Origin of the sequence: Neobacillus oceani (genome assembly GCF_046237595.1) — a bacterium.
Lineage (GTDB): Bacteria > Bacillota > Bacilli > Bacillales > Cytobacillaceae > Bacillus_D > Bacillus_D oceani.
The window spans coordinates 2,224,643-2,239,223 of record NZ_CP143543.1; the positions used below are offsets into that span (position 1 = coordinate 2,224,643).

Annotated in this window: 5 protein-coding genes; all 5 read left to right on the top strand. The window is 30.8% G+C overall.

The genetic code is table 11. The features are described from left to right. The first annotated feature begins 658 nt into the window (after positions 1-658). From V1499_RS11115 to V1499_RS11135, 5 genes are read left to right on the top strand one after another with little or no spacing between them, the layout of a single operon-like run. Positions 659-2,422: a hypothetical protein gene (locus V1499_RS11115; RefSeq protein WP_409276136.1), complete on the top strand. Its 1,764-nt coding sequence runs from the start codon at positions 659-661 to the stop codon at positions 2,420-2,422. Next, positions 2,412-3,956, top strand: a complete 1,545-nt coding sequence (locus V1499_RS11120) for a hypothetical protein (protein WP_409276137.1) — start codon at positions 2,412-2,414, stop codon at positions 3,954-3,956. The genes V1499_RS11115 and V1499_RS11120 overlap by 11 nt, the downstream gene beginning before the upstream one ends. 5 nt (positions 3,957-3,961) lie before the next feature. Next, positions 3,962-9,259 (top strand): helicase HerA domain-containing protein, encoded by a 5,298-nt coding sequence (locus V1499_RS11125; protein WP_409276138.1) that lies wholly within the window; start codon positions 3,962-3,964, stop codon positions 9,257-9,259. 2 nt (positions 9,260-9,261) lie between these two features. After that, positions 9,262-10,083, top strand: coding sequence for a DUF4007 family protein (locus V1499_RS11130; protein WP_409276139.1), 822 nt, complete (start codon positions 9,262-9,264; stop codon positions 10,081-10,083). Positions 10,084-10,095: 12 nt separating this feature from the next. Beyond that, on the top strand, positions 10,096-14,364 hold the full coding sequence (locus tag V1499_RS11135; protein WP_409276140.1) for a hypothetical protein: 4,269 nt from the start codon (positions 10,096-10,098) through the stop codon (positions 14,362-14,364). Positions 14,365-14,581 lie beyond the last annotated feature (217 nt).

The window sequence follows — 14,581 nt, forward strand, 5'->3', positions numbered from 1 at the left end:
AAATCCCCATTTGGATATGTTTTCAAATGGGGTTTTGCTGTTTAGGAAAAACAATGAAATATTTGTGAAAATATATTATGGTATGAATGTAGAAAGGGGCCATTTTAGGTTGGGAATTTATTCTTTCGAAAAGGGAACTTCTTGGGATGGATGATTGAAATCCAAATTAATCTTTTAATTTAATTGCAACCATCAAGAACTAAATGTGGTTTTATAATACAAATATATTATCGAAGTCATCAAAAAAAACGGGGTAAGCTATCCCCCTGGGATAATTTTAAAGTTGAAATAAGAATAAGGAATTTCAGGAGTCGGAAGTATACAAGCAAAAAGTAAACAATTGTAATACTGCCGAGGAGCTTGCGTACTGGACATCAGTCAAGCGCTAGAAATATCATGTTTTTTCGGGGTATTAATGCTGTAAGATTGAGTGCTGAAGAAAAATACTGTAAGGAGAGAAATTCCAATTTGTACAGATTTTAAGATAGCAGAAAATGAGCAATATTGGGAAATTTATTGTGGAAATAGTTGTTCTTACTTGTTGTTCCCCTAATATTACTTCCATTATTTAAAATAGTTATGCCATGTAAAACGGCTATTTTATATATTGTAAATATAATACAATAGAATAAAAGAATCTCTAATTGGAGTGTTGAAGATGAGCAATAATTTTATTTCCTATCTTAACTCGATGAACAACGCTAATAGTTCTAACGAGAATGCTATTGCAGAATCACAAATTACAAATCCCTATTATGATAAAATTCGTGTTGAAAGAAATATTGGGAACTACCTTATCGAAAGGATAAAAGAGAAACCTACTACTGTACTATTAACTGGCCATGCAGGTGATGGGAAAACAAGTCTAGTATACCAAATGCTTCGGGAACTAAGATTAATTGATGGAAATGAACAGTTAAAAGTGTACGATGAGTATTATTCAGAGGAAATTAGTTCTAGATTATTATATATAAAAGACATGAGTGAGCTTAATAAACAAGAACAGGTCCACCTTTTAAAAAGAAGTTTAGATATTAAAGAAAGTGGTGGCTCGGCAGTTTTAATATCTAATACTGGACCATTAATCGATTCATTTAAGGGATTAGAAGAGAAATATCCAACTGGTATATCTAACACAACTGTTGAAATGGACTTATTAAGATTAATGGATGAAAATACAGGTCTTGTTGGAAAAGTTGGTGTGTATGATGTTTTACTAATAAACATGGCTAGGATAGATAATGTTGTAATGGTGCCAAAATTATTCAAAAACATGCTTTCAGATGAGCTGTGGGAGCCATGTAATCAATGTGATAAAAAACAAGTGTGTCCGATGTATAATAATTATTTGTCTTTAAATGAAAACTACAATAATGTTGAACAGTTTATTACTAGCTATTATAGATGGTTATATGAGACGGATAAGCGACTTACTATAAGACAAATTTTATCACAGCTTTCTTATTCTATAACAGGTAATCTTACTTGTGAGTCAATCGAAGAATCCAACTCAAATGAATCCCAATTATACATTTATCACTTTTCAAATTTATTTTTTGGGTATACGGGTGTTTCGATAAATACTGATGCTATTCAGATTAAGGCAATAAAGGAACTTCAAAGCTTAGGTTTAGATACTAAAGAACTAAAGAACGATTATAATATTTTTATTAAAGGTGATTTTGAATATTTAACTCCTATTGCTAGAAGTGTAATTGAACCTATTTGGCAGAAAAGAATGAGAAGATTTACTACCTTATCTATTGACTTACTAAGAGAGGACGAGCCTTACCAATTAAGGAAATCGGTAAGAAGAATGGAAATCCTATTTGGCAAACATAATGAGAAAACGATGTCGGATTTGTTAGGTAGGCTATTCTCTCCAATTTATCCAGAATTTCTTAATACAAGAGTAACCGAGTTAACTGGTCGTGAATTAAGGAATATTAAATCAAAAGTTATTAAAGCACTTTATTTTATGTTAGTCGGAATTCCGATAGATTCAGGTGCGGACGATGTGATTTATCTACCGCTTAATCGAAAAGGAAAAGGTATTCAGAGTGTACAACTACTCTTAGGAAAGATAGAGACCTCGGATATTTATATAAAGCAAAATTTTATTGAATCAGATTACGATTCTGATGAAAATCATTTTGCTTTGGAGTTAAGTTTTGGAAGAACAAGCGAACGATTTTCAATTTCCCTGATGTTATTAGATTACTTCGATAAGGTATCCAAAGGGGCAGTTTCAACAAAATTAAATCCCTCTCTTAGTCATGGTGTCGATAGAATGAAATCAAAACTATATCATGAATATAAATTTAATGAAAATGAACCATTAATTAAAGTATTGGTACAAACAATTAAAGGCCCTAAACTTATCAGTTTTGAGATAGCTGGTAAAGAATTGTATGTTGATTAAATTTGGTATAAAGGACTTGATAAAAGTGTTCCCTAATATTAAAAATTATGACAAGGATAACGAGAATCTTCAGATACAAATATACGGACAGAGAATTTTTCGGAGTCAAACACTTTATGAATATCTTCTTGAGTTCTTGCTTGTTTTTATTTCACCCAAAGGTACAGGATCTATAGAAAAAGCTGATCAAGGTTTTTCATTTTTTGTACCCGAAAACGGGGAAAAACTATCTTATTTTCCTAGTCCTAAAATGGGATTAAAGAGATTTGTTTTTCTTAATAGAAGTGAACAAGAAAAAAGATTCGATATTGACAAAGAGGCTCTTAAAGAGCATAGAGATTATTTAATACGTAATATGGACATCGAAAATGTAAACATGAATGCGGAGTTTGTATTGGATGTATTACAAGATCTCCTTTATGGATTTAATGCAGTTATAGGCAAAAGGTCTTGGTTTGCCCAATCATTATTACCAGTAGCACCTGAATTAATATTTTGTGAGGCGATGGGGAAGAAAAGTGTTCGGTCAAACCTAGAATATGAAAAGGATAAGTCCAAAGTGGATAAGGGTTTCTCTTTTACTGATAGAGCATTTATGGCACGTGGGGGAGAAGTATATTACTTGCATATTGTTCAAGGAATAAAAGAGGCGCCAGAGTACGAATCAAAACTTGTTCAAGGATTGAAAGAATTAGTCAAAGGAATTCCGCAATTAAGTACGATTGCTCAATATCTTCAAGAGACATGGCTAGAATATAATTATAAAGAAAAATCAGATTCACTGTCAGTTGATAATGTAAACAGAATAAAGAAGGATGCTATGTGGATTCCTGATAACTATTCAATTAGAGCAAAAAAATCTGTAATTGAATTAAATAATCTACTAATGAGTGAATTTGATCCATTTGAGAAAGTGGAATTGTTAGGAAAACTAATAGCCATCCAGATAATAAGAATGATGTGTCTACAGGCTACAATGACACTTAATGAAAACGATGGGCAAGAATGGTTGGTCGATTTGACTGATCGGCCTAATGGTCAGATTAGAAAAATGGCAATATCCTCTTATCTAAGCGTTGAGGAAAATGTTTTTAGGGCAGTTCACATGGCTGATATAGAGTCATATAAAAGTAAAGAAAAAATAGAAAGTGATCTCAAAATACTTAAAGAAGCATCTGAAGACACAAATAAATTAATAAGGAAGTTAAGTAAGGATATCGAATTTCTTATCCCCCCTAAAGGGAAAAATATGAGATTAAGCCTTAATGAAAATTTACTTAAAGTATTAGTATTAAGCCTAATTCAACCTGGAGAAAGAGTATTATTTACAACTTTTCTAGAAAAGTGTTATGAACATTTTAACATTATTATAGGGCCAAATGAGGCTTTGAAACACTTTGGGAAGGTACAAGAATTAGATTTAAGTGCTTTTGATGAAAATCAAACTTTGATGCAGGAACTTTTAAAAAATTCTGGATTTTTAAGAGACCTATCTGATGCTACCTCTATTGTAGAAAATCCATTTAAAGGGTGAATAATTTGAAACGTTATATTAATGAATTAATTCACATTATTGAAGATAATGTAAATAAGAATAAGAATAAAAGTGCCTTTTTTAGACTTGATCATTTTACACATCCACAAGTTTATTTAGATATTTGCATATATTTTAAAGAATATGCTACTCGCAATAATTTGAATTTTACAGCGAAAATAGCAAAGGAAAAGTATGATTTCTTTTATGAAAGAGGATTTTATGTAAATATCTTGGCTGAAATAAGACATGGGAATTTTGTAAGTGACGGAGAGCAATCGACTAAGTGGAGAAACACATTTGCTGAAGAAAAAGGTATCGTTATCTTAATGGGAACTGAAAGTGTACAAGACAAAGGGGGATTAGCTGATTTTTATTCCATTAACCCAATTAGTATTGAAAAGAAATTGGATCAAAAATTTCATAAATGGTTCAGTGATTTCATAGATGTTAACGATAGTTTTCAAAAGAATTTAATTGACAATTTTTTTAAACATATTTTCCAGCATTCCCCAACAGACTTATTTAAAGTTAGCATGATTGTAGATGATTTAAAAGATGAAGAAATACACCATACAGAAGATGCAATAAACTTTATTAGTAGCAGACTATTCAAATATTTTAGATTGCCAAATATAAAAGAATTAGAAAATTCAACTATTACCAAACTAGGTAACAATAAAAAAATAGATATCATAAATAAGGCTGTTAAATTTATTAATCGTTCGGAATATAAAGATGGGGTTTCGGATTCACAATATAAAAAGTTAAAAGAGAAGTTTCAGAAGTTCGAACAGGAAACACCTGATTTACTCACTACTTATAAACAAGAGGTAGTTAAAGAATTTGATAATTTTAATCATTTTAAGGCTGCAATCTTTGATTTTATTATGGGGAAGGATGTTAAAAAACTTAGAACAAAGCTTTCAAATTTAGATTTCAATCTCATAAATAATATTTTAGATCTTCGTATATCGAAAGAAAAGAAGCCACAAAAAGATAAAGTAATTAATATATATGGCCCCCCATTACAAGTTTATACAAAATTTTTAATTAATATAATTAATGCTTATAAACAAGAGTATGAATTAGAAAGTATAAATAACTTAGAAATTATACTTAATGTAAAAGAAATTACCATGACCGATACGAGCAAGGACGAAGAAAGTATTTTTGAAAAATGGAATGATATTTGTATTGCTTTGGGTGGAATTCTTGATTATATCAGTGAAGAACTAAAAGAAGAAATAAAGGTTTCTTATATAGACAATGTTGATCCATTTTCATTAGATATGTATAAGGAAATAAAAATAAAAGCTGATAGTGCCACAGAGAAATTGTCAAAAATCCATTTTGAAATTAATGTAAATAGTGAAATGCGAAGGGAATATAAATGGGTTTTTAACTCATATGAATATTGGCTTCAATCCTTTTCTTTTGTTAAGAGCCTAAAGGATATAACTGCTCGAGAAAATAGATTCTTACCGATATTTTATTGTAAGGGGTTAGGAAGTCTATTAACAACTACAGATAGAGACTCTTTTCATTACTTATTAAAAAGTTATGAATTACAGTACATTAATATATTTTCTACTTTCCCTAATGAGATGCAATCGAGTCTATTAGTTACGAGATTATATCAATTAGTAGAACCATTTTATACATTTACTCAAAAAATTTGTGAAGTAGGTTTCTATAATACAATAAATGTTTCTAAGGAGAATAGTACTGTTAAGTTCATTGATAAATACGTAGAAGTAATTGATACTATAACAAAAAAAATTGGTGATTTAAGCCCAACAGAAAAGGACTTTCTTAATTTAGTTGCCAATCAATTTTTAATTGTTTCTTCTAAAAATGTTGCGGAAAAACATCTTAAATTGGAAGGTGCTATAGTTCCACCTTTTCACCCTGCTATGTTAGAAAAGATAATTGAACAACAAGCATTCCAAAGAAAAGGATTTGCAGAAATAATTAACGCTCTTTTTGAGAGTAATCATTTAAAGCAGAGTTCCATTATAAATAAAATGGATAAGCTTGAAAAACAATCTACAATTATTTCCGGTGTGGATACGATTATTTGTGAAGAAAGTATTAATAGAATACCAACAGAAGTATTTGGTTACTATGCTTTACATGGTAAAGATGAAAATGAGAATATTTTGGATAGTTCTATTATGATGGATGATGGATTAATATTTGATGAAGATTTTAACAGTAAGGAATTACTTTCAAATACATCAACATCCCAAATAATCACAAGTCATATTCTGGAATATGTTTTCACCTTTCCTTCTAATACTGACTCTTTAAGTATTTGTTTTATAAATTTTGAACAATTACAACCTGTAGTAGCAGGACTGCATAGTTTTATAGAAGAATTCAAAGAACTATCTCATGGTATTAATATTAAATTGCATATTTTATCACCTTCTAGAAATTATCAAGGAAGGAACTATATGCACATATGGTTGGACAACTTTTTTAGTGAAGAAGATAATGTAAGCATTGAAACATACTATAACGACTATAATTTTAGCGAATCCTCTTTAAATGAAATAAAAAGGCATTTGTTGAGTTATGATATTGTCTTTTTAGAAAATATATTAGAGACAAGCGGTATAGATTATGAACGGACTGGTGAAAAATCGATAAATCCAAGTGAAACAAGATTTCCTATGGTTTTCCACCCAATTCCAGCACCAAAAAAGGATAAGTCTAGAAATGTTTCCATTAGCCAAAAACAATTTCAAGCTGCTTTTTCACATTCGCAATTGGTATTTTGGATTGAGAGACCATATAGTGAAAAAGAAATATATAGAGTAGAGAAGGAATTGGTATTAACTGATTCATCAAAAGAAATACTCAAATACCTTCATGATAAGTCACATTGGGTAATCACTTTAGATACAGGATTGGATAAGTCTTTTTATGATGCTGCAAATATAATTAGTTTTTCTACTGGTGAAGGGTCATTTGGTGAATTAAATGTAGCTATTTCATCGTCTGCACAAATAAGAACAGATATTACAGAAAGATTAAAGTCAAGATTAAAAGCAATTTTTACTTCATGGAGTAAAGATACATGCAGTGTTTCTGCGGAATATTGTATGGGAAAATCATCATTATTAGATGGTATTAAAGTACTTAAAGCACTTAATCCGCATAATTATGAAATTCATAGTTTTTTGTCAAGTCTGCTTTCAGTAGAGTCGCTAAATATACAATCCATGAGTGAAGATACTATATTAAAAAGTTATATATCATTAGATTCTTATCAACATTGGTTTGTAAATGAACAAAATAGGCCGGACTTTTTATTGTTAGAAATTAACAAAGAGGGGCTTTCTTCTGATGCACTAATCATTAAGGTAACTTTAGTAGAGTGCAAGATGGGAAAAGAAAGTGATTCACACGTAGAAAAAGGAAAGCGTCAACTGAAAAATGGCTTAAAATTTCTTACACGCATATTTAATCCTTCTTCAGATGAATATGATAGAAGGTATTGGTACGCACAACTATATAGGTTATTGGCTTTTTCTCCAATTTTTATTACAAAAGATGAGGAACAACGTAATAAGTTAAATCAAAATTTACTAAAGATATTAGATGGTAATTTTAAAATAAAATGGGATGCCGCTTTATTGACTTACTGGCTTGATTATAACCACGAAATTATTTCAGAGGTGAATATAGAGCTAGAGAATATAAATATTCCTTGTGTTCATAAAGCGTATGGCCAAATTTATATCCAAAAGAAATTATTACCCGAAAGTTCCCAATCAGATATATCGTTTGTTGATCCAAGAAATAACGAAATTGAGATTTTTGCCGATGATCCTAATGATTATAAGGAAAAATTGAAAGAAATAAATTTTGAAGAAATAATTGGATCTGATCCATCCCAAGATCACAATATTGAAATGAAAGAAGTAAATAAACACGATACCATTATAGAATCCCAAACAAACCTTCCGTATTCCAAGGAGAATGAAAAAACAAGTATTTCACTAGACACAACCACGAATAGTGAATTTGAAGATTTTTCTAATGGATCCTTAGTTGGAACAGGTGAAATTCAGATCACTGAAGAGTCTAATCATGAAATTAATCTAAAATATCATAAGGACAAAGAACCTTTTGATAATCAGAGTCCGATTGTACTATCTAATGACCTAAATTCAATAAGAATCCTGTTAGGAGAAGACTCGAGAACAAAGAAGAAAGTATATTGGGAGTACGGACATCCGCAGCTTGAAAATAGACATATACAGATTTCGGGGAAGTCTGGGGTGGGTAAAACCTACTTTATGCAATGTTTGCTACTCGAATTAGCCAGAAATAATATTTCAAGTATTATCTTTGACTATACAGACGGATTTAAAAAATCAAAACTAGAACCTGAGTTTAAACAATACTTAGGTGATAAGGTTCAACAATTCCATGTTCAATTAAAAGGGTTTCCAATTAATCCATTTAAAAAGAATATGAAGGAAATTGACGAGGATTTATATAAGGAAGAAGATAATACTGATGTTGCCGAACGGATTAGAAGTGTCTTTTCAGCTGTTTATAAAGGTATGGGGGACCAACAGGCAAATGCGATATATAGAGCCACAATGAAGGGGCTTGAAAAATATGGATCGAAAATGAATCTTCAGTATTTAAGGACTGAATTAGAAGCTGATGGTACGAGTAATGCCAAAACTGTATTAGCCAAGATCGAACCATTAATCGATAGAAATCCATTCGATACTGAATCAGAGTATAATTGGGAAGAGCACCGAAAACATGAAGGAATTGTTTTTGTAGTTCAATTATCCGGCTTTGTAAGAGAAGTACAATTAATTGTTACTGAATTTATTCTTTGGGATTTATGGAACTACAATTTATCTCATGGAGATAAGACTAAACCATTCCCGGTTGTTTTAGATGAAGCACAAAACCTAGATCACTCTGAAAATTCTCCAAGTGCAAAAATACTAACCGAAGGAAGAAAATTTGGTTGGTCGGGTTGGTATGCTACCCAATTTATGCAAGGGCAATTAGGAAAAGATGAAATTCAACGTTTACAAATGGCTAGTCAGAAAGTCTATTTTGCACCGCCAGAGGCAGAAGTGAACGACATTGCTTCATTTTTAAGCACAGATAACCAAAAGAAAAAGGAATGGGCATCGAAATTATCTAACATAGGGAAAGGCGAATGTGTCGTTTCAGGTCCAATATTGAAACCAGATGGTAATTTAGAACGTACATCTCCTATAGTAATTAAAGTAACGCCACTGAATGAAAGGATTAATTAAGAATGGATTATTCAATAAACTTTCACCAAACATTTGCTCCAGAGAAAGAAGCGATTGCACAGCTTGTGCAATTCGCTTCTATTAATAATGAATATTTTTCAAAAGAAGAAATTTCTGCGATGACGGCCATACCTACTGGAGATAGGTCAGGTAAAGTGGTTCCTCATATTTTGTATTCAGAAGCGATGGGACTAATTAGTGTAAGTAAAGAGGAATCTAATTATTCTTTAACATTAACCCCCTTGGGTGAAGTGGTAAATAGCGAGGATCCATTTTTAATGGAGGATATTACACAGTGGTTATGCCATTATAATCTTGCTAGGATTGGCTCACCTGCAGCTTTGTGGTCATATATATTTAATTCTATTATATATAGTAATGGCATGGAGTTCACGAATCAATCATTAGTAAATGCACTTACACGAAAATTTGATACTAATAAGATAAATGTAACGCCATTTAGAACTTGCTATACAGCTGAAAAATGTTTTAGAGATTTAAACATCTTAGACATAACAGAAGAAAAATATTATTTTAAACAGCATAACATTGATAGGGCATATAGATATTTCTATGCTTATATTTTACTTAATAGTTGGGAAAGAACCTTGCTGAACCAAAGTGAAATAACTTATGAAAATTTATTATCTGATATCGGGTTCGGGGGTCCTTTCTTATGGGATGAGAAATCTATAATGGAAGTGCTTGAGATATTTCATGAGGAAAGGTTAATTTTCATTAACAGACAACTTTCTCCAATTACTTTAATTAAACAAGTATCTTCGGACTTGATGCTAAGCAAGATGTATAGCTTTTTATTATAAGGGGATGAAAAAATGATAGAGCTTAAAGATATAATACGTTTTAAAAAAGAGTTGTATTTTAATGGAGCTGTCCAAGTAGATTGGTTTTATAACAAAGAGAAACAAAATGAAATCGCAAAAAGCTTTGTATTTCATGGGCCAGAATACTTCGGTGTTTCGGAAGAGGATTTAACCTTTAAATCACATCGTCTAGTAGATACAGCTTCCTTTGCAAATATCTTAACAAATAAATTATATGGGGAAAGTGCTTTATCAAATTTCTTTATGACAATAGCTCCCTACGGTACGGGTAAATCTCATTTAGCAGTTACTTTAGCGAGTCTGTTTAGTGGAAATGAAGAATTACAAAAAGGGATTATATCTAATATAGATAAAGTAGATAAAAAAATTGGATCGGATATAAAAGATTATCACTTAAAACCTAACTTAGTGTTAGTTCTTAATGGGATGAAAGATTTTAACCTGAATTATGAAATTCTAAATGCGACTCAGAAAGTTTTAGATCTTCATGATGTTAGTTCTGATTTTCTAAAAACCATAACAAAATCTTATGATATTGCTAAAAACTTTGTTTCAAATACTTTTGAAAATTTTGAAGAGCAGTATCAAAAATTTGCTATGGAAATTTTAGATAATAGTCCTTCAACAAATTTGAAAGGTTTTCTTTTGAAAAATATATTACAAGATTCAAACGTTTTTGAGGTAATAAATAAAGTTTACTACAATATCAATGGAACTTATATACGATGGGATGAAGGCGTATCTGCAGGTGATATTCTTTCAAAAATAGCTGAAACTTTATGCGGGGATAGAGGTAAGTTTAATAAAGTCGTTGTGTTTTTCGATGAATTTGGTAGGTATATAGAATACGCCTCATCTTATCCAACCAGAGCAGGGGATTCTGCATTGCAGCAAATATACGAGGCTGTACAAGATAGCGAAGACAAAATTATTTTTGTTGGCTTTATCCAATCTGATTTAAAGTCATACCTAACAAGAGTTGATCGAACAGCAAATATTAATAGGTATATAGGTAGGTATGAAGCAAGTGAAAAAATTCATTTGTCTTCTAATTTGGAAACAATTTTTGCAAATTTAATAGAAAGAACTAAACCTAAAGAATTTAAAGATTTAGTTGTAACTAAAATCGAAAAAAATATAGGGGAGTGGAAGAAATTTCATGAATTATTCATTTCTTGGGTTCCACAATCGAAAAATTCGAGTGTATGGGGAAGTTTCGACCATTTTAAAAAGGTAGTTCTAGAAGGGATTTACCCTTTACATCCCCTAACAGCATGGATGCTATCTAATTTATCTTCCTGGCTTCAACAAAGGTCATCATTGACATTTTTGGAGAGGCAAATAGAAGCTGAAGGTGAAAAAGAATTAAATGAATTTGGCGACTTATTGGTTGTACCTGCCACAAGAATCATCAGAACTGAATTTTTTAAGGAACTGCTAGCTGCCGAGCAAGAAGGTAGGAAGCAAAGTGAATATTGTATCCTGTATAATCAAATTCTAGCTAGACATGGTGATAAACTCGATGATAGACAAAAGGAATTATTAGCTGCCAATTTAATCATTAGAATCGGAAGACTTAAAACAAAGTCGTTAGAGGAAACCAAACAGGCATTAGCATATGCTTCAACCTTTACAATAAAAGAAGTAGAATCTTTAATAAATCAACTAGAACATGACTACGGAATAATTAGTTATGATGAAAGTGCAAATGTATTTGATTTTGTGGCTGATGCAATTGGAATAAATGATTTCAAAAGATTAGTTAACAGTAAGAAAAGAAAATTGGATATAAATTTAAGTTTAGTATTTGATAATGCTATTGATCAAGTACTTCCTTTAGAAAAAATGGATACTGCATTTGGTAGGAAAAACCAAATCAGCACAAACGAATGGCAATTTAATCAACAAATTATTCATATTGATGATATTACAAAAAACTATCTATTGAACCTAGTAAATGATTGGGAGCAATCGACATCTCCTGATAAACCAAAAGGCAAATTAGTATGGATTTATATTTCATCAGATACTGATAAAGAAAAAATTGAGAGTGTTTCAAAATTATTAGAACGTTTTGAATTCAATAAGAAACCTATTGCCTTTTTTATTTTAGATGACCAAGAAGATATGTTTTATGGTTCTCTCATTGATTATCAAATCTCTAACTTGTTTACGCCACAGGAAAAAGAGAAGTATAGTAGGTTCATTCAGGATTTTAAGGATAAAGCGGATAACTTAGTAAAAGACCGTTTTAGCGAACTTGTATCAAAACGGATTATTCTAACAAAAAAAGGTTTGACTAAGATTGATAAACGTCCAAAGCTATATATGGATAGTTTATTTGAAGAGTTATATTACTCTGTCATCCCATTCCCTTTTACGGAGTTTTCCAACAAAACATTAGGTAAGGCTAAGAAAAATCTATCCCGAATTGGTAGGTTGATTTTATCTGGAGCGGCTTTTCAAGTCATTCACTCTGAAACATCAGAAATTAAAAATCGGATAGAGGGGGTTTTATTTGAAAAAAGATTAGGATCATGGGGAATTTTTAATAGTGATTATCAGTTAATATCACCGACAAATTTAAAAGTTAGAAAGATTTATGAAGAACTTGATGAATTAGTTGAGCAAAAGGGAAGTTTCGGCCTAGACGAAGTTTTTGATATTTATCAAAGACCGCCCTATGGGATAAATGACTATGCATTAGCTCTCCTTATTGCTACTTATCTAATTCAGAGAAAAATTGAATTAAGAGTAAGTATTAATGATGATAGATTACGACTTGAAGAGTGGGGGAATGAGATCTTCACTGATAAACAGGTGAATTTTAAGGGCTTGTTTGATACATCAATTATTAAAGTTGATCCTGATAAATCAGCAGGTCGTTATTTAGCTTTATATAATAAGGTGGAACGAAATAATGATATAGATCTTTGTCCTTCTCTATGGAAAGAATATGAGAGGTTAAAACTAGAAGAAGATATTCCACAAGAACTTGAAGACAAAGTTATGAATCTAGAAATGATTCTTAAAGATGGATTAAAGCTCCAAGAACAAAATCTTCGCTATATAGGTGGACTTAAATCGAAATTTAGTGATGCATTAAGAAGTAATACAAGTTTTAAAGAAATTTTTGAAGTCCTTGATGGATGCGATAATATAGGCGGTGCTGTAAATGGTTCAGCAAAGTATGTATATAATTCTCGACATATTGAAGAAGCTAATAATATGATAAATAAATGTCATGGGTATATTAATGAGAAATTTGCAAACTTTGTTACTAATTTAAAGTGTCAAAGCTATGCGCAGGTATCAGGATTTGAAAAATGGGTAAAACAAATAATTGAATCGCTAATAAGATATAATTATCATGACGAAGCCAGGAAATTAAGAACAAAATTAACTCAAATACTAGATGATTTAACAATTATTCAAAAATTACAAAATATAAACGATACTGTCCAAAACTATTTAAGTAGAAATAGACCTAATAACACAACCGGGTACAACGATTTAATTAAAATGAAAAATGAAGGTAAAGAAATATTAGATCTATTGCTAAACCATAAGGTTGATAAAAATTACTTAAATGAAAACATTGAAAAGGTTAACAATAACCTAATCAAAATTGAAGAATATATAAATAAGCTAACTGAAGAAGTTTCAGAAATTTATGATTCAATGTACGAACTAAGTACTGTTGAGGAGTCCCAAAATTTTTTACTTCACATTAAGAGTGTTCTTAACAAATCTATTAACGAAGTAGATAGAGAGGGAATTGAGCAGGCAGCAAATGATTTGCAAAATTTCCTTAATGATATTCAGAATTTAGAGAAATATAAGGATAATAGAAAAGAACTTATTCTTGAACTATCGGGCTTAAAAAATAAATGGGTAGAAATCGAATCGGAAATCGAATTCGCTCCAATTTTGGAAAACCATAAGAGTAGGTTAATAGCCCGGTTAAATCATATGGAAGAACGATGGGCAGTAAATTATATTAATATAAGAGAAAACCTTAATACATTGGATGCTTCTGAGTGTACAACTTGGATTAACCATACTAAAGTCATTCCCTCGTATATTAGTGATTCAACAATAGAAACACTAAAGGAAATAAAAAGATTAATTAATAAACGTTTAAATGAGTTAGAAGTTGATGCTGTCATTAGTTTGTTTTCGAATTTGACTGATGAACAAAAAGTAATTGCATTGGCAAAATTGCAAACTTTGGTTAACGCTTCACTAACAAGAGGATAGAACAAAGCTAATAGCCTAGGGTTGTACTAAAGGATGAACTTTTTAAGAGTTCCATCCTTTTTTCTTACCATTTTTTTATTAAGGACAGAAAGTTTGTTCTTATTTTTAGGTAATATCACTTACTAAAAATATAAATATGAGGTATAATCATTACTGGATATCACCATCCAGTAATGATTTTTGATTTATTTCTACTGGAATATTAAACCCAGTACAT

Excerpts from the sequence above, each read along its gene's own strand:
- V1499_RS11135 (WP_409276140.1), top strand. The coding sequence starts at position 10,096 with ATGATAGAGCTTAAAGATATAATACGTTTTAAAAAAGAGTTGTATTTT.
- V1499_RS11130 (WP_409276139.1), top strand. The coding sequence starts at position 9,262 with ATGGATTATTCAATAAACTTTCACCAAACATTTGCTCCAGAGAAAGAA.
- V1499_RS11120 (WP_409276137.1), top strand. The coding sequence starts at position 2,412 with ATGTTGATTAAATTTGGTATAAAGGACTTGATAAAAGTGTTCCCTAAT.
- V1499_RS11115 (WP_409276136.1), top strand. The coding sequence starts at position 659 with ATGAGCAATAATTTTATTTCCTATCTTAACTCGATGAACAACGCTAAT.